This is a genomic window from Candidatus Phaeomarinobacter ectocarpi (assembly GCF_000689395.1).
Classification (GTDB): domain Bacteria; phylum Pseudomonadota; class Alphaproteobacteria; order CGMCC-115125; family CGMCC-115125; genus Pyruvatibacter; species Pyruvatibacter ectocarpi.
In genome coordinates, this window is sequence record NZ_HG966617.1 from 1,539,835 (window position 1) to 1,556,973 (window position 17,139).

The 17,139-nt window shown below is 58.8% G+C and carries 23 protein-coding genes and 1 tRNA gene; 16 read left to right on the top strand and 8 right to left on the bottom strand.

Going from position 1 to position 17,139, the window contains the following annotated elements:
* Window positions 1-46: 46 nt before the first annotated feature.
* Genes BN1012_RS07310 through BN1012_RS07320 form a run of 3 tightly spaced genes read right to left on the bottom strand, consistent with a single transcriptional unit; the run spans window position 47 to window position 1,607 of the window.
* On the bottom strand, window positions 47-502 hold the full coding sequence (locus BN1012_RS07310; protein WP_171815931.1) for a PaaI family thioesterase: 456 nt from the start codon (window positions 500-502) through the stop codon (window positions 47-49).
* 31 nt (window positions 503-533) lie between these two features.
* A complete protein-coding gene (locus BN1012_RS07315; protein ID WP_043949112.1) occupies window positions 534-1,022 on the bottom strand; it encodes a DUF192 domain-containing protein in 489 nt (162 codons plus the stop codon).
* Between the two features lie 39 nt (window positions 1,023-1,061).
* Window positions 1,062-1,607, bottom strand: a complete 546-nt coding sequence (locus BN1012_RS07320) for a cold-shock protein (protein WP_043950776.1) — start codon at window positions 1,605-1,607, stop codon at window positions 1,062-1,064.
* Between the two features lie 310 nt (window positions 1,608-1,917).
* Here BN1012_RS07320 and BN1012_RS07325 point away from each other — a divergent pair, with 310 nt between their 5' ends.
* The 10 genes from BN1012_RS07325 to BN1012_RS07370 are packed head-to-tail and all read left to right on the top strand — an operon-like array spanning window position 1,918 to window position 9,598.
* Window positions 1,918-2,391 (top strand): Na+/H+ antiporter subunit E, encoded by a 474-nt coding sequence (locus BN1012_RS07325; RefSeq protein WP_043949113.1) that lies wholly within the window; start codon window positions 1,918-1,920, stop codon window positions 2,389-2,391.
* Between the two features lie 10 nt (window positions 2,392-2,401).
* Window positions 2,402-2,740, top strand: coding sequence for an MrpF/PhaF family protein (locus BN1012_RS07330; RefSeq protein WP_043949114.1), 339 nt, complete (start codon window positions 2,402-2,404; stop codon window positions 2,738-2,740).
* On the top strand, window positions 2,737-3,090 hold the full coding sequence (gene mnhG / locus BN1012_RS07335; RefSeq protein ID WP_043949115.1) for a monovalent cation/H(+) antiporter subunit G: 354 nt from the start codon (window positions 2,737-2,739) through the stop codon (window positions 3,088-3,090). The genes BN1012_RS07330 and mnhG overlap by 4 nt, the downstream gene beginning before the upstream one ends.
* On the top strand, window positions 3,087-3,668 hold the full coding sequence (locus BN1012_RS07340) for a DUF4040 domain-containing protein (RefSeq protein ID WP_043949116.1): 582 nt from the start codon (window positions 3,087-3,089) through the stop codon (window positions 3,666-3,668). Before mnhG ends, BN1012_RS07340 begins: the two co-directional genes overlap by 4 nt.
* Entirely contained in the window at window positions 3,665-4,114 is a 450-nt protein-coding gene (locus tag BN1012_RS07345) for a Na(+)/H(+) antiporter subunit B (RefSeq protein ID WP_043949117.1), read from the top strand. Before BN1012_RS07340 ends, BN1012_RS07345 begins: the two co-directional genes overlap by 4 nt.
* A 3-nt stretch (window positions 4,115-4,117) precedes the next feature.
* The gene (locus tag BN1012_RS07350) at window positions 4,118-4,552 is read left to right on the top strand and encodes a cation:proton antiporter subunit C (RefSeq protein ID WP_043949118.1); all 435 of its coding nucleotides are present in this window, start codon (window positions 4,118-4,120) and stop codon (window positions 4,550-4,552) included.
* Entirely contained in the window at window positions 4,552-6,102 is a 1,551-nt protein-coding gene (locus BN1012_RS07355) for a monovalent cation/H+ antiporter subunit D family protein (protein ID WP_043949119.1), read from the top strand. The genes BN1012_RS07350 and BN1012_RS07355 overlap by 1 nt, the downstream gene beginning before the upstream one ends.
* The gene (locus BN1012_RS07360) at window positions 6,099-7,619 is read left to right on the top strand and encodes a proton-conducting transporter transmembrane domain-containing protein (protein ID WP_043949120.1); all 1,521 of its coding nucleotides are present in this window, start codon (window positions 6,099-6,101) and stop codon (window positions 7,617-7,619) included. Before BN1012_RS07355 ends, BN1012_RS07360 begins: the two co-directional genes overlap by 4 nt.
* Before the next feature lie 12 nt (window positions 7,620-7,631).
* Entirely contained in the window at window positions 7,632-7,904 is a 273-nt protein-coding gene (locus tag BN1012_RS07365; protein ID WP_043949121.1) for a hypothetical protein, read from the top strand.
* The gene (locus BN1012_RS07370; RefSeq protein ID WP_081826278.1) at window positions 7,901-9,598 is read left to right on the top strand and encodes a proton-conducting transporter transmembrane domain-containing protein; all 1,698 of its coding nucleotides are present in this window, start codon (window positions 7,901-7,903) and stop codon (window positions 9,596-9,598) included. Before BN1012_RS07365 ends, BN1012_RS07370 begins: the two co-directional genes overlap by 4 nt.
* Window positions 9,599-9,627: 29 nt before the next feature.
* Here the strand turns inward: BN1012_RS07370 and BN1012_RS07375 are convergent, their stop codons facing one another.
* Complete coding sequence (locus BN1012_RS07375; protein ID WP_043949123.1) at window positions 9,628-11,226, bottom strand: alpha-glucosidase family protein; 1,599 nt, start codon at window positions 11,224-11,226, stop codon at window positions 9,628-9,630.
* 98 nt (window positions 11,227-11,324) lie between these two features.
* On the opposite strand from BN1012_RS07375, the gene BN1012_RS07380 reads away from it, so the two are divergent.
* Both BN1012_RS07380 and BN1012_RS07385 read left to right on the top strand, forming a co-directional pair.
* Entirely contained in the window at window positions 11,325-12,056 is a 732-nt protein-coding gene (locus tag BN1012_RS07380) for an SDR family oxidoreductase (RefSeq protein WP_052534782.1), read from the top strand.
* Window positions 12,057-12,221: 165 nt separating this feature from the next.
* Complete coding sequence (locus tag BN1012_RS07385) at window positions 12,222-12,827, top strand: PAS domain-containing protein (RefSeq protein WP_043949124.1); 606 nt, start codon at window positions 12,222-12,224, stop codon at window positions 12,825-12,827.
* Here BN1012_RS07385 and BN1012_RS07390 read toward each other — a convergent pair.
* Window positions 12,824-13,564 carry an SIR2 family NAD-dependent protein deacylase gene (locus BN1012_RS07390; RefSeq protein ID WP_043950778.1) on the bottom strand — a complete coding sequence of 247 codons (741 nt, stop codon included), beginning with the start codon at window positions 13,562-13,564 and terminating at the stop codon, window positions 12,824-12,826. The two genes, BN1012_RS07385 and BN1012_RS07390, sit on opposite strands and share 4 nt — an antisense overlap.
* A 136-nt stretch (window positions 13,565-13,700) precedes the next feature.
* Between BN1012_RS07390 and BN1012_RS07395 the strand changes: the two genes are divergently transcribed.
* From BN1012_RS07395 to BN1012_RS07410, 4 genes are read left to right on the top strand one after another with little or no spacing between them, the layout of a single operon-like run.
* A complete protein-coding gene (locus BN1012_RS07395; RefSeq protein ID WP_043949125.1) occupies window positions 13,701-14,120 on the top strand; it encodes a VOC family protein in 420 nt (139 codons plus the stop codon).
* A gap of 10 nt (window positions 14,121-14,130) precedes the next feature.
* Window positions 14,131-14,790: a hypothetical protein gene (locus BN1012_RS07400; RefSeq protein ID WP_043949126.1), complete on the top strand. Its 660-nt coding sequence runs from the start codon at window positions 14,131-14,133 to the stop codon at window positions 14,788-14,790.
* A gap of 11 nt (window positions 14,791-14,801) precedes the next feature.
* A complete protein-coding gene (locus BN1012_RS07405) occupies window positions 14,802-15,422 on the top strand; it encodes a cytochrome b (protein ID WP_043949127.1) in 621 nt (206 codons plus the stop codon).
* A complete protein-coding gene (locus BN1012_RS07410) occupies window positions 15,419-16,006 on the top strand; it encodes a YceI family protein (protein ID WP_052534784.1) in 588 nt (195 codons plus the stop codon). Before BN1012_RS07405 ends, BN1012_RS07410 begins: the two co-directional genes overlap by 4 nt.
* 6 nt (window positions 16,007-16,012) lie before the next feature.
* On the opposite strand, the gene BN1012_RS07415 is transcribed toward BN1012_RS07410, so the two are convergent.
* From BN1012_RS07415 to BN1012_RS07425, 3 genes are all read right to left on the bottom strand, one after another.
* Complete coding sequence (locus tag BN1012_RS07415; protein ID WP_043949128.1) at window positions 16,013-16,357, bottom strand: TraR/DksA family transcriptional regulator; 345 nt, start codon at window positions 16,355-16,357, stop codon at window positions 16,013-16,015.
* The gene (locus tag BN1012_RS07420) at window positions 16,341-16,910 is read right to left on the bottom strand and encodes a PAS domain-containing protein (RefSeq protein ID WP_171815932.1); all 570 of its coding nucleotides are present in this window, start codon (window positions 16,908-16,910) and stop codon (window positions 16,341-16,343) included. The genes BN1012_RS07415 and BN1012_RS07420 overlap by 17 nt, the downstream gene beginning before the upstream one ends.
* Before the next feature lie 145 nt (window positions 16,911-17,055).
* A tRNA-Glu gene (locus BN1012_RS07425) sits at window positions 17,056-17,130 on the bottom strand.
* Between the last annotated feature and the right edge of the window lie 9 nt (window positions 17,131-17,139).

Consider the following 17,139-nt stretch of genomic DNA (forward strand, 5'->3'; position numbering starts at 1 on the left):
ACAGGCTCGCTCCTGCAAGCCCCTTCCCGCCCAAATCTCGTTTTGGCTATTTTTTCTTGTGTCTGGGCATGAGTTTGAAGACGCCCGTTGCATGCAGAATGGGCCGTGAACCCACCGATACATGGGCCTCGACAAAGGCCACAGACCGGGTGGCGCGGGTCACGGTCGCGCTCCCTTCAACCCAGTCGCCAACCTTTGCAATGGACAGGAAGTCAGCATTGAGGCGAATGGTGAGGCCGACAATCTGAGTTTCGCGCCAGACCGCCGTGCCCATCAGACCATCCGCAAAGGCTGTTACCAGCCCGCCATGGACGATGCCCATGCCGTTACAGTGCTGTTCGGCCGCACGAAAGCCGTGCAGGAAGCTGCCATCGGCATCAATGCGATGAAAGAACGGTCCGTTGTGGGTCGTAAACGGCCCGCGATTGGTGCTCTCCTCAAAGCCTTCCGGCGGATTGGGAGCAGTCTGGCCAGCCAGATCGGATTTGGTTGGTGATGTCATGGGGCGGGAATATCGCAGCAGATGCCCGGTGTCACCCGTCACTTGGAGCAGCCGGGCTCCCGAAAAGGGGATGCGAGACCCTGTCACCGACCTTGATGCCGATCCGTTTTGCGGTACCCGCATTGACCTCAAAGACAGCCGACGCAGGGTAACGCGAGGAAACAATCGCCTCTGAGTACGGCACGGTGTTTTCGGCCACGCTGATGATGCGCCCGTTTGGATCGATGAAAATCATATCAAGCGGCAGCGGCGTGTTGCGCATCCACATGGTGATGACCCGCGGGGTCTCAAAGTCAAAGAGCATGCCGGCGTCCAGGGCCAGGTCCTCGCGAAACATCAGGCCTGTGCGACGGCGCTCTTCGGTATCGGCCAGCTCCACCGTGAAGCCATGAACACCCGTTGAGGTCTCAATGGTGAGGCTCTCGGAGGCGGTTTCAGGTGATGGATTTGGTTCGGCGCATGCTGCGAGACTCAAGACAGCAAATGTCGCAGCAAGCAGCATGGCTGCAAGGTTACGCATCAAGGGTACCTGCAAAATCAGTTGACCGGGCGGTGAGTGCTAATCAAGCAACTCGATGGTGGCGACCATAAGGCCTTTGTCGCCTTCGCCAAACCGCACCTGAACCTGCTGTCCCTGACGCAATTCACGTATGCCCGCCTCGCGCAGGGTTTCCATGTGCACAAATATATCCGGCGTGCCGTCTCCGCGGGTGACAAAACCATAGCCCTTGGCCCGGTTGAACCACTTGACCGTGGCTGTCTCCTGCTCGCCAACCGCAACAACGCGCGGTGCCCGCGACTCGCCATTGCTTTTGGGAGGATCTGTTTGAACCGGAGCAGCGACAGCCGTGCTGTCATCGACTTCAAGCACGCGAAGGGCCTGTGTGCCCTTGGGCCGCTTGACCGCCTCACATTCAACCGTGGCCCCTTCGCGTGCTGCCTCAAGTCCCGCCTGCTTGAGACAGGACATATGCAACAACACGTCCGCCGAACCATCTTCGGGGACAATGAAGCCATAGCCTTTGGTTGTATCGAACCACTTGACGACGCCCGTCACTCTGAATGCGAGTTCTGCGTCGCTTGCGGTCTCTCCTTGAACCTGCATCTGCGTTTCCGCCACCCTGACCCCCGGCGTTTTCGCGCTTCTATTGCGGCCTATTCTTACGGTCTTTTGTACATGCCGCTTTTGTTGTCGGGCGCCCTTTGTCGGGTCACCTCGTTACTTATGTGCGTCAAGATAACACACTCGAAAAGTGGGGAGAAGTGTTTGCGAAATTTTCCGAGCCTTTGGAGCTGCGTTCGCGCGGATTCTTTCGCTTTTTCGTCCGGTTCTGCTGGTCAACTGCATCCATGGCTATTATCAAAGATGGCAACGGGCCCTTTGAGCCTGCTTTGGGGAGCGATCTGAAAACACAATGTTGCGCGGTCTTATCTTGGCGCTTGGGTTGTTTGGTTTGTGGCTGCTGTTGTCAGGAGTCTACAAGCCATTGTGGATCGGTCTTGGAGCCGGATCTGCTATTGCTGTCACCTTCCTGATTGCCCGAATGGACGTTCTTGATTCGGAGGGTGTGCCCAATCAGATGCGGTTCGGCACCATGCGGTATTGGGGCTGGCTGCAGGCGGAGATCGTCAAAGCCAACATCGCCGTCACCAGGATTCTTCTGGCGCCGCGTCTGAATATTTCGCCCTCCATTGTCCGGGTCACGCCAACCCAGGAAAGCGATATCGGGCGGGTGACCTTTGCCAATTCCATCACCCTGACGCCGGGCACGGTGACCATCGATGCAGACGGCGAGCAATTCATTGTGCACGCCATTGATGATTCTTTTGCTGATGTGGAAGCGCTGGCCGATATGGATCGCCGCGTCACCGCGATCGAAAATCGATAGGGGCTGACAGATGTTCTTTGCCGCCAGCCTCGCCCTCCTCGCCGCCATGCTGCTGATGCTTGTGCGCCTGTTCGCGGGCCCAAGCCTTTATGATCGTGTGCTCGCCCTCAATGCGTTTGGCACCAAGACGGTGCTGCTGATTGGCCTTGTCGGCTTTGTCACCGACCGTCCTGACTTCATGGACATCGCGCTTCTATATGCGCTGATCAATTTCGTCGGCACGATTGCCGTTCTGAAGTTCTTCCGCTACCGGGCGCTGGGTGACATTGATGATCTGGGGGTGCTCGACGCTGACGCCGCCGCCACCAAGGCCGACACAGCCGTGAAGCAGGAGGCGTCATCATCATGATCGAAATGCTTCTTGATATAGCAACTGGCGTTCTGCTGGCCGGCGGGAGTTTCTTCCTGCTGGTGGGGTCGATTGGTGTTCTGCGTCTGCCCGACTTTTACTCGCGGATGCACGCCGCCGGTGTGACGGACACACTGGGCGCCGAACTGATCCTGCTGGCGATGATCCTGCAGACCGGCTTCAGTCTCATTACGGTGAAGATTGTCGCCATCGGTTTCTTCATGTTCTTTACCAGCCCGACATCCACCCATGCCGTGGCAAACGCGGCCTGGACCGCAGGACTGCGGCCGCTGCTGGGCAAGGACCTGAAGGAAGGCGAAACCGGCGGCAAGGACGGAGGTGCAGCATGAGTGCGCTCATCATCGACCTTGTCCTCTTCACGCTGCTGGTTGCTGTTGCAATCCAGATCGTCCGCCTCGATCACCTGTTCGTCGTGACTATGTTGTCGGGTGTCTTCAGCCTGCTGACAGCCAGCCTCTTCATCACGCTGGATGCCCCGGATGTGGCCTTTACGGAAGCTGCCGTGGGCGCAGGTATCTCAACAGTCCTGATGCTGGGCACGCTGGCACTGACGTCGCAGATTCAAAAGCCGTCCAAGCGGACCCAGATCGTTCCCCTGCTGGTGGTGATCGTCACCGGCATGGCGCTTATCTACTCAACATTCGACATGCCCGCATTCGGCGACCCTCAGGCGCCCTCTCACACTCATGTAGGCCCCTACTACATCACCCAGACCCCTGAAGAGATTGATGTGCCAAACATCGTGACCGCCGTCCTGGCGAGCTACCGCGGCTTTGACACCCTGGGCGAAGTGGTCGTGGTGTTCATGGCTGGCGTCGGTGTGCTGGCGCTTCTGGGACACAAGCCGATGAAGCGGGCGGTTGCGGCCCGCGCGCAGGCGGCCAACCGTCGGGAGGAAGATGAATGAACCATCACATCGTCCTTCGGGTCATCACCAAGATCCTGATCGCGCCAATCATTCTGTTTGGCTTGTATGTGCAATTCCATGGCGACTTCGGCGCCGGGGGCGGCTTTCAGGCAGGCGTGATCGTTGCGGTCGGCTTCATTCTGTACGCGCTGATTTTTGGGCTGCGCACCACTCAGGAAGTGATGCCGCTGTGGGTCGTGCGAACAGCAGCCTGCTTTGGCGTGCTCATTTATGCCGGTGTCGGCGTCTACACCATGCTGCGCGGCGGCAACTTCCTCGACTATGACTATGTGGCGGCTGACCCCATCGGCTATGCGATTGCCGGGCAACATCTGGGCATCCTGCTCATTGAAGCAGGCGTCGGCCTGACCGTGGCTGCCGTCATGGTGCTTGTGTTTTACGGATTTGCAGATGCTGCCGGTCCCATTGACGACAAGGACTGGTAGGCAATGGAAGACAGCCCGATCCTCGAATTCATCCTTGGCCGGTACAATTACTGGCTCGTCATCGTGTTGATGATGGTTGGTCTTTACGTCGTTGTGGCGCGCGGCAACCTTGTGAAGAAACTCGTCGGCCTGAACCTGTTTCAGGTGTCCGTGTTTCTGTTCTACATCTCCGTTGGCAAGGTTTCGGGCGGCACCGCACCGATCTATGTCGATGATCCCAATGCGTTGTATTCCAATCCCCTGCCCCACGTTTTGATCCTCACCGCCATTGTGGTGGGTGTGGCGACGCTGGCGGTCGGACTGAGCCTCGTCATCCGTATTCAGCGGGCCTATGGCACCATTGAAGAAGACGACATTCAGGTGGCTGACGCCGGTCGTGACGTGTCACCCCGCGCCGGTGGCGAGAGTGGAACCTCCGCAAGCGGAGGCGCTGCGTGATGATGGAATTCATCATGTATCACCTGCCTGCGCTGCAGGTGGTCGTGCCCATGCTGGCGGCACCCATCTGTCTCCTGATGATGCGCGGCAGTCTCGCGGGGCTCGTGGCGCTTGTGACAGGCGTTCTTTGCTTCGTCATGTCGCTGCTGCTGTTGCAGCAGGTCATCGTGAGCGGGCCGATCTCCTATCAGCTGGGGGGATGGGCACCGCCTTTCGGCATTGAGTATCGCGTCGATGCGATGAATGCCTTTGTGCTGGTTATTGTCGCTGCGACCAGTGCACTGGTTCTGCCGTTTGCACGCCGTTCCATACGGGCGGAAATCGAGCCCTCCAAGCAGGCGCTTTTCTACACGGTCTTTACGCTGTGCCTGACGGGCCTGCTGGGTGTCACGATTACCGGAGACGCCTTCAACGTCTTCGTGTTCCTGGAGATTTCATCCCTCTCCACCTATGTCCTCGTGGCAATGGGTGCGCGGCGGGATCGGCGGGCCCTGACCGCCGGGTACACCTATCTGGTGATGGGCACCATCGGGGCCACGTTCTACGTCATCGGTCTAGGCCTGCTCTATCAGGCGACCGGCACCCTCAACATGGAAGACCTGGCCGTCCGGCTGCAGCCTCTGGGTGACCTGACCAGCGTGCGCGCAGGCTTCGCCTTCATCATGGTGGGCCTGGCGCTGAAGCTGGCCATGTTCCCGATCCATGCCTGGCTGCCAAACGCCTACACCTATGCCCCTTCCGTGGTCAGCATCTTTCTTGCCGCCACGTCCACCAAGGTGGCGGTCTATGTGCTGCTGCGCTTCATGTTCACGGTGTTTGGCTATGACTTCCCGGTCGTTGAGCTATCGCTGTCAACCGTGTTCCTGCCACTCGCCGTGATTGCCATGTTCGTGGCGTCTGCTGTTGCGGTCTTCCAGACCGACTTCAAGCGATTGCTCGCCTACTCGTCCGTTGCCCAGATCGGCTACATGGTGCTCGGTTTCTCCATGGCAAGCGTCACAGGCCTGACCGCTACCATGGTGCACCTGTTCAACCACGCCGCCATGAAAGGCGTCATGTTCATGGTGGCTGGCGCCGTGGTCTATCGCGTGGGTTCAACAGCCGTGACCAGTTTTGCAGGCCTTGGCCGACAGATGCCGTGGACCATGGCCGCGATGGTTGTGGGCGGCCTGTCGCTCATCGGCGTGCCCCTGACGGTCGGCTTCATCTCCAAGTGGTATCTCATCCTCGGTGCCCTTGAGACCGGCGACTGGATCATCGCTTTTATGATCGTGGCGAGTTCACTGATCGCTGTCATCTATGTGTGGCGGATGGTCGAGATGGCCTATCTCACACCAGCCCCTGAGGGATCAAAACCCGTGCGTGAAGCGCCGCTCTCCATGCTGCTGCCCATGTGGACCCTTGCACTTGTGTGCCTCTATTTCGGCATCAATGCAGAGCTGACAGCCAGCATCGGCCAGGCCGTGGCAGAGACGCTCCTCAATGGCGGCGTTGATGCGGCAGCCAGTGTCATTCCGATGGACGAAGTTGTGGAAGGAGTGGCCCCATGACCTTGCTCACTCCTCTGGGGATCGATTTTGGCACCGCCATGCTGATTGCGGTCCTCCTGCCCATGGCGGGTGCGGTGCTTCTGGTACTTGCCGGACGCTGGCCGAATCTGCGTGAAGCGGTGACGCTCACAACCGCTGTGGCTCTCTTCATCACGGTTCTGCATCTGCTGGGTGGATACCTGGCAGGTGAGGCGCCACGGCTTGTTCTGTTTGATGTAGTGCCCGGCATCCCGATCGCTTTCAAGCTCGAGCCGCTGGGCGTCATCTTCTCACTGGTCGCCAGTGGGCTTTGGATCGTGACGTCGCTCTATGCCATCGGCTATATGCGCGGCAACAAGGAAGAAAACCAGACACGCTTCTATGCCTGCTTTGCCATTGCGCTCGGCGCGGCCATGGGCATTGCCCTGGCAGACAACCTGCTGACGCTTTTCATCTTCTACGAAGTGCTGACGCTGTCGACCTATCCGCTGGTGGCCCACAAGGAAACACCGGCAGCTCGGCGCGGAGCGCGCATCTATCTGGGTATCCTGCTGGCCACATCCATCGGCCTGCTTCTCCCCGCCATCATCTGGACCTATGCAGTTGCGGGGACCGGTGACTTCCAGGTCGGCGGTATTCTGGAGGGCAAGATCGACGAAGCCCTGCTGCCGATCCTGCTGGGCCTCTACATGTTCGGTATCGGCAAGGCGGCGCTCGTCCCCATTCACCCGTGGTTGCCCCACGCCATGGTGGCACCGACACCGGTGTCAGCGTTGCTGCATGCCGTGGCCGTTGTGAAAGCCGGTGTGTTCACCGTCCTCAAAGTAACCGTCTATGTGTTTGGCACGGACTTCCTGTCATCAACGGATGCCAGTGTCTGGCTGATGTGGGTGGCGGCCTTCTCGATTGTCTTTGCAGGCATCATTGCCATGACCAAAGACAATCTGAAGGCGCGGTTGGCTTATTCGACAGTGAGCCAGCTCTCCTACGTGACACTAGGCGCGATGTTGGCGTCCGGCTATGGCGTGACCGCCGGTGCCCTGCAGATCATGATGCACGCGACCGCCAAGATCACGCTCTTCATGTGCGCCGGTGCGATTTACGTCGCGACGCAAAAAACCGAGCTAAGCCAGATGGATGGTCTGGGGCGCAAAATGCCCTGGGTGTATGGCGCCTTTACTGTGGGCGCCCTTGCGATCATCGGCATACCGCCACTGGGCGGCGACTGGGTGAAGCTGTACCTGGTCATGGCCGCGACGGATTCAGGTGAAAAATACATCATCTATCCGCTGATCCTCGCGTCGCTTTTGTCCATCGGCTACCTGTTGCCTGTGGTTGCCCGTGGCTTCTTTGGCAATCTTGGCGACCGGGCGGAACCAGCGTCCCAGTTCAATGAAGCCGTGCCCGTGGAAGAGCGCATTCGCGCGCCTCGGCTTACCGTCATTGCGCCGGTGATTACCGCCGCCTTGTGTTTCCTCACCCTGTTCCTCGTTGGGCCGCTCAAAGAGCTGATCGCGCCCCTCGTCGGTGCGCATTAGGGAGGCTGATTGATGTCTGACAAACCAAATGGCTTCTGGGGCTGGGCGCTGACCAAACAGGCGGACCGCAACATGCTGGTCTTTATCGTCATCCTGTGTGTGCTGCTGGGCGGGGCGGGCCTAGTGTTTCCATCCAGCGGCGTTCCGTTCATTTCTGAAATTCCCTTTGGGGCCGCCGTGGCCTCCTTTGCCGCGGCACTGGTTGCCGTTGTTGCCACCTGGCCGTTGCGCTTTTTGCTGCGCCGCCGGATTGGCTATTACAGCGGGAAGGATGACACCCAATGAGCATGGCCCCGGACATCTTCGGCGGAGTGCTTGATGGCCTGTCACCGGGCTTCCTGCTGATCCTTGCCGGTCTTCTGGCAACATTGCTGCCGCGTGCGGCACGTCCCTTTGTCTCAGTTGCAGCGCCACTCTTGGGGCTTGTGCATCTGCTAGCCTTGCCTGCCGGGCCTGGTGGAATGGTGGAGATGCTGGGCATTTCCATCGCCACGTTTGATATTACCCAGCCGGGTTTCGCCATTGCGGTCAGCTTTCTGGCAGCGGCGACCATCGCCGGCATTTTCAACTGGCATGAGCGCGCCGGCCTGCCGGTGGCTGCGGGTCTCATTTACACGGGCTGTGCGACGGGGGCCGTGCTGGCAGGCGACCTGCCGAGCTTCTTCATCTTCTTTGAAATCTCGTCCATCGCTGCGGCCTTCCTGATCTGGTCAGGCGGCACCAGCCGCTCGCTGGGCGCAGGCATGCGCTTTGCCGTGGCCAATATTCTGGCCGGTGTCCTGCTGCTGGAAGCATTCCTGCTCACCTACAAGGTAACCGGCAGCATTTCTTTCTTTGTGGGCGACCTGAGCACGACTGCCGGCATCTACCTTATTCTCGCGCTTGGTATCCGCTCTGCCTTTCCGGTGTTGCACGCATGGCTGACGGATGCCTATCCGGAATCCACGCCGGGCGGCACGGTTCTGCTCAGCGTATTTGCCGTGACAACATCCGTATACGCATTGATGCGCTTCCTGCCGGGTGAGCAGCTGCTGACCTATATCGGACCGGTGATGATTGCCTTCCCGGTCTTCCTTGCCCTGCTCTCCAACGATCTTCGCCGGGCACTTTGCTACGGACTCATAAGCCAGGTCGGCCTCGCCGTCACTGCAGTTGGCATCGGCACGCCGGAAGCCCTTGCGGCCGCCACGACGCTTGCTGTGGCTAACATCTTTGGCTTCCTCTTGATGTTTATGGCCATTGGCGCGGTTCTGTTCCGCACCGGCACAGCCTCTGCTGCAAGCCTTGGTGGTCTTGCAGCCCAAATGCCGTGGACTGCGGGTTTTGCGGTGATCGGCGGTCTGTCGGTCGCGGGCCTTCCCATCCTTGCAGGCGGTACGGCCATGCCGGCCCTGCTGACATCCATCTGGACCAGTTCAGGTCCCTATGTTGCGGCGCTGACCCTGTTTGGTGTGGCCGGCGTATGGGCTCATGCGGGCCTCAGGGTGCCCGCAGCAGCGTTCTTTGGTGAGCGTCAGGAGACCCACACCGTCTCAGAAGCCCCACTGCATATGCGCCTCGCCATGCTGATTGGTGTTCTGGGCTGTCTTGGCATCGGCTCCATGCCCTATTGGGACAATGTGGCCTTCGATGCCGCGGGACTTGTCCTGCACATGCAGGGTCTGGCGTTCTCACTGCTGGTGTTCGCGGCCGCCCGGGCGTGGGGACTGCTGCCGCGCGACGAGGCATCCGCCCTCATCGATGTGGATTGGCTCTACCGCCGCCTTGGACCGGCAATTGTCGCGACGGTCATGTCGGTGACGTCCGCCGCCTATGCAGCCTGGCAGAATTTCATAAGCGCGCGGCTGGTGGGAACCTTCCAGGCCATGTTCACGGCGGCAGGACCACAAACCAATGTTGCTGCCACCTGGGGAACCGGCCTGAGTGTATTGTGGGTTGCCATCCTTCTGGTGGTGATGTTGCTGGTCAGCTACGTCTGACCCGCAACACCGCCAACCCGGCGGACCTCCTACTCAGCGTTCATCCCGACAAAGACACCTAGCGGGCCGACGGTAACCTGGCCCGCATCATGGCTCGCTTTGCCAAGCGTCAGTTCTTTCACCAGCACCGCATTGGTATCGATGTTGGTTTCCTCGTCCCCAAAGTTGAAGACACAGGTCATGGTCTGCGACCCGTCGCTTCGGGTGAAGGCCAGCACATCGTTGGATGATTCAAGCAGGGTGATATCCCCGGTTTGCAGAACCCGGTGCGCCTTGCGCAAAGCAATCGCCCGTTTGGAAAACGCCAGCGTCGACTCTGTGTCTGCTTCCTGGGTGCTGACAGACAGGGCGGGATGCTCCGGCCCGACCGGCAGCCATGGTTCAACTGTCGAGAACCCCGCATAGCGAACATCCGGCGCCCACGGCATGGGAGAGCGGCACCCGTCCCTGCCCTTGAAGTGCGGGAAATACAACGTGCCGAACGGGTCGCGTATCTGCTCCCGGGTGACATCAATGTCGTCGAGACCCAGTTCCTCGCCCTGATACATCAAGGCGGTGCCGCGCAGGCACATGAGAAGCGCCATACCGAGCTTGGCGACCTGTGCCTTGTCACGGCCCTTTGACCAGCGCGTGACGGGACGGGCCACGTCATGGTTGGAAAAGGTCACGCAGGGGAACAGGTCTTCCACCGGCCCGGCGATGCGATTGTAGTAGCGGTCAAAGACCGAGCGCTCGAGATTGGCTGCATCCAGCAGGGTAAATGTGTAGGCCGTGTGCAGACGATCATCGCCGCCTGCATATTGGCCGAGGATTTTCTCTCCTGCGGCAAACTCACCAAAGACCAGCCGATCCTCATAGCTATCCACCACGTCACGGATGCGGGTCATGATGGCGACGTTCTCCGGCTGGTTCCAGTCATGGTCATGAAACTGCAGGCGGGCTGGATGGCTCCAGGAGAGGTCTGAACGCTTTTCCTTTGGCACGGCCGTATTGTCCGCCAGAGAGGCGTCATGCACATAGGAATTGGCGACATCAAGCCGGAACCCGTCAACGCCCTTGTCGAGCCAGAACCGCAACACGTCCAGCACGGCCTCGACCACGTCCGGATTGTGGAAATTGAGCTTGGGCTGCGTCCGCAGGAACTGGTGGAAGTAATATTGCCGACGCAGCGGGTGCCACGACCATGAGGCGCCACCAAACGCTGCCAGCCAGTTGTTGGGCGGCGTGCCGTCTTCGCGCGCCTCGGTCCACACATACCAGTCGGACTTGGGATTGTCCTTTGATGTGAGGCTTTCCTGAAACCAGGCATGCTGGTCGGAGGTATGGCTCAGAACCTGATCCAGAATGACTTTCAGACCGCGTGAGTGGGCTTCTTCAAGCAGCGCATCAAACGCAGGCATGCCCCCCATGGCGGCATCAACATCCACATAATCGGCAACATCATATCCAAAATCATCGTTCGGGGATGGATAGATGGGTGACAGCCAGATGGCGTCCACACCAAGGGAAGCAACGTAGTCAAGCTTGCGGCGAATGCCGTCCAGATCGCCAATGCCGTCTCCATTGGTATCCATATAGCTGCGTGGATAGATCTGGTAGACGACTGCCCCCTGCCACCATTCACTCATTCGTATTTTCCTCGTCGCGTCGGCGCAAATCACTCGTTGCGTTGAAATCAAGTCGCGCTAACCTGCCCTAGTCATTCTTCAATGCAAGGCCTTTTTCCGTGACCGACAAACGTATCGCCATTCTCACAGATGCCACTCACTTTGTTGGCGACGCCATTGCGACACGGCTGAGCACAGACGGCTATCAGGTCTTTGCTGTCGATCCGGCTTTCAGCGATGCCGGCAAACGCACAGCGTTTGAGAGCCTGGGTGACGGCGTCGTAGCGCTCACCCACACCAGTGCAGGTGACGTGATTGAGCATGTGATGTCTGAAGCCGGGCATATCGACCTGCTGGCCAGCAATGATGCCTACCCGGCAATCCGTGCCCCTCTTACCGACATCACCTCAGACGCCCTGCGCGATACGCTTGAAGCACTGGTCGTAAAACCTTTCGATTTTGCGTCCCACGTGGCCGGTCACATGAAAGCGCGCAAACAGGGCAAGATCGTTTTCCTGACCTCCGCAGCGCCGCTCAATGGTCTGCCAAACTACGCGATGTACTGCGCCGCGCGCGGCGCAATGAACGCTGCAGTGAAAGCGCTGGCCAAGGAGCTGGGGCCGTCCAATGTTCAGGTGAACGCTATTGCTCCAAACTTTGTGGCGAACCCGGACTATTTCCCGCCTGAACTGATGGCTGACCCGGACAAGGCCCCCAAGATCCTCAAGAACATTCCCTTGGGCCGCCTCGGCAAACCGGAGGAAGTGGCCGCCATGGTTGCCCAACTGGCCAGCGAGGATGGCGGGTTCTTTACTGGCCAGGTCATCGCAGCATCCGGCGGCTGGGCTTAGGCGCTTCGCACCGAGGCATTGCAACCAAGCAGAGAGATGACACGCAAAAGCCGGAGAAATTGACCGCATTCCCCACCAATCAGGTATCTGGTTTGACATCATAACGAGTTGTTCACCGGGCCCGCCTACCCTTTGTTGCCCCACCACATGCAACAAGCGAAAACTATGCTGCACTCGGACGATTCAAGAACTGCCCTGAAGGCCTGGCTGGCTGCGCGCGGTGACGCGTTGTATCCAACGACCTCGCAGTTCGGCCCGTTCCAGATGCGTCCGTTCTTGCCCAACATCGTCATGATCCGCCGCATGTCAGATGGCGGCCACCAGATCACGCTCGTGGGCACCGCCCTGGTGGAATCCTTTGGGGCAGATGCGACCGGTCGGGATGTGAAAGCCGCCTATCCAAAATCTGAACACGCCCTGCTGGACCGGTTCTACGATTACATTTTTGCCCATCACAATCTCACCCAGTCACTGCGGACCTATCAGCGGCGCAACGGTGTGAGCGTACTGATCGAACAGTTCATGATGCCGGTAGGCAATTCAAATGGCGTCCATGATCGCTATCTGCTGCTGATAAACGATACGCCGATGCCGCAGATGCCGCTCACGGAGCCGCGCAAGGATGTGCTGATAGGCGAGTTGCAACGACGGACGGTCTATGACCCCCAGACCCTGCTTCCGGTCGACTGTGATCTGACCACCCCGCGCAACGCCGCTGCAATGGCTCAGCCTCTGCTGGACGAAACGGCTGTCAGTCACCTGCAGAGCTAGTTATGGGGAAGCAGCGCTGACAAGGTCGGGCCCGCTTCCGTGTTCAAAACCAGGTCCGCAATCTCATCCAGCTCCGTTTCTTCGCGATTGATGATGATCAGCGCCGCGCCATTCTGTTTGGCGATGATCGGGAAACCTGCTGCGGGATACACCACAAGTGATGATCCGATGGCGATGAATAGATCACATGCCAGCGTGGCGGCTTCGGCACGCAGCATTTCTTCTTCGGGCATGCTTTGCCCAAACGAGATGGTCGCAGTCTTCAGGATGCCGCCGCACTTGCTGCATGGTGGCGGTGTGCCCGCCTGCTCAAAGCCCGCACGCACGAACTCGATTTCGTGGCGCGTGCTGCAATCAAGACATTTGGCGTAGGTCGTATTGCCGTGCAGCTCGACGATCCGCTCATCGGGGATGCCCGAGTCCTGATGCAGATTGTCGATGTTCTGGGTAATGACGGACGTGACTTTGCCGCTTTGAACGAGCCGCGCAATCGCCATGTGGCCAGCATTGGGCTGGGCGTTGGTAAAGGTATCATCCATGTTGAACTTGCGCTGCCACGCCTCCACACGCATCGCCTCGGAGGCCATAAAGTCCTGAAAATAGATTGGCTTGTTCTGTGTCCACAGGCCACCGGGGCTGCGAAAATCCGGAATGCCGGACTCGGTTGAAATACCAGCGCCCGTAAAGACGACAACGCGTTTTGCCTGATCCACATAATCCTTGAGTATCGTTGTCATTCTTTCATCCAGCTGCGTGATAGTCTGCGCAAATATGTGCTTTGACCCTAGCCCAGCCATGGGCAATCATCACGGTCAAATGGTGCCCGGCGTGCCCGGCACGAGCGCTTCCTAATCTGCCGCGAAGAGAGACGAAATGAAATACCTTCACACCATGGTCCGTGTCCGAGATCTGGATGCGTCCCTTGCCTTTTACGTTGACCATCTGGGGTTGGAGCAGCGGGGCCGCTTCGACATTGAAGATGGTCGTTTCTCGCTTGTGTTTCTGTCAGCGCCTGGCGATGAGTCCGCTCAGGTGGAACTGACCCACAACTGGGATGATGAAGAACTGGATGAAGGACGCAACTTCGGACACCTGGCCTATGAAGTGGATGATATCTACGCCATCTGCGAACGGCTTCAGGCGGCTGGCGTCACCATCAACCGCCCGCCCCGCGATGGCCGCATGGCGTTTGTCCGGTCGCCTGACAATATTTCTGTGGAGCTGCTGCAAAAAGGTGGCTCCAAGGAGCCCGCAGAACCATGGGCGTCCATGGAAAACATCGGCCACTGGTAGGACGGACCTGATGTTCCCCACCATGACGCGCATGTTTCTGGTCTGCTCGCTGACAGTCGGCACGGCATGGCTTGGGCTCATGGTGGTGGATGCCGAAAAGGGCTTTGTGCCATCTGCCAACGCCCAGACGGCGCCTGACCCTCGGGAAACAGGTGCTGAAGCCGTACGGCGTCGCCAGGCCGAACAGGCGGACAAGGAAGGGGAATCCTTGACTGGCGAATACTGGACACCGTTTGAGCTGGCCAGTGCCGGGCGCTGTGACGAGGCGATGAACGACCTGCAGGTTCTGGCCAACCGCGGCCGCGGATACGAGAATGCGCAGCACGCCCTGGGATTGTGCAAGATCAGGACGGGCAGCACGGCCGAAGGAAAAGAGTGGGTTGAACGCGCCGCCCAGGCAGGCTTGGCAGATGCACAAGCATCGCATTTGCGTGGCTACCTCGAAGGGCACACGGACTATCATCCCTATCATGTCGCCGCAAAATGGCTTTACCTCTATGAGACCAATCCCCTGCGTCTTGCCATCGGCACGGAAAACGCTCTGGATGTTTCTGAAGTGCAGGCCATTCGTGGGAGTATTCCGCGTACAGAATATCTAAGGGGCGTTCAGGCTGCTCGAAACTGGACGCCGGTTTTCTGGACCAACACAGCCCAATCAACGTCTGAATAAAGAGGACTCGCATGGCTCGCTCTTTGACCAACGACAGCACACGCTATGGCATCGTCGCAATCACTCTGCACTGGCTTATCGCCCTGGCGGTCATTGGTCTTTATGTCGTCGGTACCATCATGGAGGACATGAAGCCCTCGCTTCAGCAATTTGAGCTGTACCAACTCCATAAATCCTTCGGCATTACAGTGCTTCTGCTGACAGTTGTTCGCCTTGTCTGGCGCGTCGCAAACCCGCAACCCGGCCTGCCGCCGGGCATGCCCGCCTGGCAAAAGCTGGCGGCGAAAGCCACCCATTGGGGTTTTTACACCCTGCTGCTGGCAGCCCCGCTTGCAGGTTGGGCCATGGTATCGGCATCAAGCTTGAACATTCCCACCGTCATATTCGGGGTCTTTACCCTGCCCCATATCGACGCCATAGCCAGTTCCGCCAACAAGCAGGTTCTGGAGGGATGGTTCGTGGACGCCCATGCGCTGGCAGCTGATGGATTGCTGGTGCTGTTCATCGCCCATGTGGGCGCGGCGTTCTATCATCACATAAAATTGCGCGACAGCGTTCTACTCAAAATGCTCCCGGTGTCGGAAGCTGCGTTTCTCGAGCGCCTGAACAATGAAAAGAGGACGACGTCATGACCCCTGCACCCTTCATCAAATCACTTGGTGCGATGGCCGCAGCAACCCTCATGACCGTTTTGCCGGTATCCGCTGCCACCTGGAGTATCGACCAGGAGGCGAGCACGCTTGGTTTTGAAGCGCAGGTCTTCGGGTCAGCTGTGCCTGGCACTTTTGGCAACTGGACGGCTGAGATTGTGTTCGATGAAGAGGCGCTGGAAACATCCACCGTATCTGTCACCATCAACATGGACAGCGCAGACACAGGCGATGGTTCGCGCGACCGCAGCCTCAAGGGGTCAGAGTGGTTCGCCGTTGAAGAGCATCCCGAGGCAACGCTCACCAGCACCGGGTTTCGCAAGCTGGATGAAGGCAGCTTTGAAATGGATGCCGACCTCACCATGCGCGGCACGACCAATCCCATCACCCTGCCCTTTACGCTGACGGAAGCTACAGATGGCGTGGTGGCAAAGGGTTCAGTGACTGTGAACCGGACCGACTATGGCATCGGACAGGGTGACTATGTCAGCGGTGCAACGGTCGGGCTGGATGTGGTCATTTCCATTGATGTCGCAGCGACGCCTGAAGCTGCAACGGACGACTAAGACCAGTTAGCTCGCACACTTGATGCAACTGGCAGCCTTGGGATCTAGGTCCAGACGTTTGCGGGCGATGGCGTCGTCACAGTTGACGCAATAACCAAAGTCTCCCGCATCAAGACGTTTGAGGGCAGCCTCTATTTGAACCAGTGCCAGCTTGCGGCGATCATCCACAGCCTTCGCCATGGCCTGTACCTGCATGGCGTCCATACGTGACAGTCGTCCTACGCTTTGCTGGTCTAGTGTCACGGGTGCGCGATCTGCGTCAGACGCATCCTGCTGGCGCATGAGCTCATCGCGCTCGGTCTCAAGGTGTTGCCTGAACTGTGCGAGGGCTGCGTCAGTCAGTTCCGTCATCTTCGACCTTGAGAGCATCCATGGTTGCCTGATCAGGCACGCCATATCCAAGATCAATGACCACGCCGTCCCGCCAGCGTGTTCCGATCATGCTCTCCTCCCTTTCCTGTCCATAGGACACCGGTGTCTGGGAAGAATGCAAACCGAGGGACAGATAAGGTGCATGACCGGTGCCCGCATCCAGAGGGAGCGCCAGGGATTCGGCACGGACCGTCATGCCGGACGCGTATTCGTTCTCATAGACGGAAAACGTACCGCACGGCAGCTCGGTTACGAGGGACACGCCAAGGTCAATGCGGGATCGTTCTGTCTGACCAAGATAGTTCAGGAAGTTGTGCCCGGTCAGGTCAGCGCCCATGCGCTCGGCCACTGCGGTTCCCATGAGCCGGTAAATCACCGACATGGGGGCCAGGCGTTCCATGATGGTGACGTCTGGAAGCAGTTTGGCCAGCCGGCGAAGGTCAAGGTCACTTCGTGTCGGGGCCACTTTGTCGCCGCGGACGTCTTCGTAGATCTGCAGAAACGCGCGCAGCCGGTCAGGTGCTTCAGACAAGGCAAGCGCGGGCTCATAACACTCAAGAGTGTTTGAGAGGCTTTGGCGCGACTGTGCTGCTACAGCTGACATGGTGGCCAGTAGGTGTTGTTGAACAAGACACCAAAATGGCCTGAAAAAATGAAGAAATGGAAAAGTGAAGAAATGGTACGCCCTAGGGGAGTCGAACCCCTCTTTCCAGGTTGAAAACCTGGCGTCCTAACCGATAGACGAAGGGCGCACATAACCG

Excerpts from the sequence above, each read along its gene's own strand:
- BN1012_RS07310 (WP_171815931.1), bottom strand. The coding sequence starts at position 502 with ATGACATCACCAACCAAATCCGATCTGGCTGGCCAGACTGCTCCCAAT.
- BN1012_RS07315 (WP_043949112.1), bottom strand. The coding sequence starts at position 1,022 with ATGCGTAACCTTGCAGCCATGCTGCTTGCTGCGACATTTGCTGTCTTG.
- BN1012_RS07320 (WP_043950776.1), bottom strand. The coding sequence starts at position 1,607 with ATGCAGGTTCAAGGAGAGACCGCAAGCGACGCAGAACTCGCATTCAGA.
- BN1012_RS07325 (WP_043949113.1), top strand. The coding sequence starts at position 1,918 with ATGTTGCGCGGTCTTATCTTGGCGCTTGGGTTGTTTGGTTTGTGGCTG.
- BN1012_RS07330 (WP_043949114.1), top strand. The coding sequence starts at position 2,402 with ATGTTCTTTGCCGCCAGCCTCGCCCTCCTCGCCGCCATGCTGCTGATG.
- mnhG (WP_043949115.1), top strand. The coding sequence starts at position 2,737 with ATGATCGAAATGCTTCTTGATATAGCAACTGGCGTTCTGCTGGCCGGC.
- BN1012_RS07340 (WP_043949116.1), top strand. The coding sequence starts at position 3,087 with ATGAGTGCGCTCATCATCGACCTTGTCCTCTTCACGCTGCTGGTTGCT.
- BN1012_RS07345 (WP_043949117.1), top strand. The coding sequence starts at position 3,665 with ATGAACCATCACATCGTCCTTCGGGTCATCACCAAGATCCTGATCGCG.
- BN1012_RS07350 (WP_043949118.1), top strand. The coding sequence starts at position 4,118 with ATGGAAGACAGCCCGATCCTCGAATTCATCCTTGGCCGGTACAATTAC.
- BN1012_RS07355 (WP_043949119.1), top strand. The coding sequence starts at position 4,552 with ATGATGGAATTCATCATGTATCACCTGCCTGCGCTGCAGGTGGTCGTG.
- BN1012_RS07360 (WP_043949120.1), top strand. The coding sequence starts at position 6,099 with ATGACCTTGCTCACTCCTCTGGGGATCGATTTTGGCACCGCCATGCTG.
- BN1012_RS07365 (WP_043949121.1), top strand. The coding sequence starts at position 7,632 with ATGTCTGACAAACCAAATGGCTTCTGGGGCTGGGCGCTGACCAAACAG.
- BN1012_RS07370 (WP_081826278.1), top strand. The coding sequence starts at position 7,901 with ATGAGCATGGCCCCGGACATCTTCGGCGGAGTGCTTGATGGCCTGTCA.
- BN1012_RS07375 (WP_043949123.1), bottom strand. The coding sequence starts at position 11,226 with ATGAGTGAATGGTGGCAGGGGGCAGTCGTCTACCAGATCTATCCACGC.
- BN1012_RS07385 (WP_043949124.1), top strand. The coding sequence starts at position 12,222 with ATGCTGCACTCGGACGATTCAAGAACTGCCCTGAAGGCCTGGCTGGCT.
- BN1012_RS07390 (WP_043950778.1), bottom strand. The coding sequence starts at position 13,564 with ATGACAACGATACTCAAGGATTATGTGGATCAGGCAAAACGCGTTGTC.
- BN1012_RS07395 (WP_043949125.1), top strand. The coding sequence starts at position 13,701 with ATGAAATACCTTCACACCATGGTCCGTGTCCGAGATCTGGATGCGTCC.
- BN1012_RS07400 (WP_043949126.1), top strand. The coding sequence starts at position 14,131 with ATGTTCCCCACCATGACGCGCATGTTTCTGGTCTGCTCGCTGACAGTC.
- BN1012_RS07405 (WP_043949127.1), top strand. The coding sequence starts at position 14,802 with ATGGCTCGCTCTTTGACCAACGACAGCACACGCTATGGCATCGTCGCA.
- BN1012_RS07410 (WP_052534784.1), top strand. The coding sequence starts at position 15,419 with ATGACCCCTGCACCCTTCATCAAATCACTTGGTGCGATGGCCGCAGCA.
- BN1012_RS07415 (WP_043949128.1), bottom strand. The coding sequence starts at position 16,357 with ATGACGGAACTGACTGACGCAGCCCTCGCACAGTTCAGGCAACACCTT.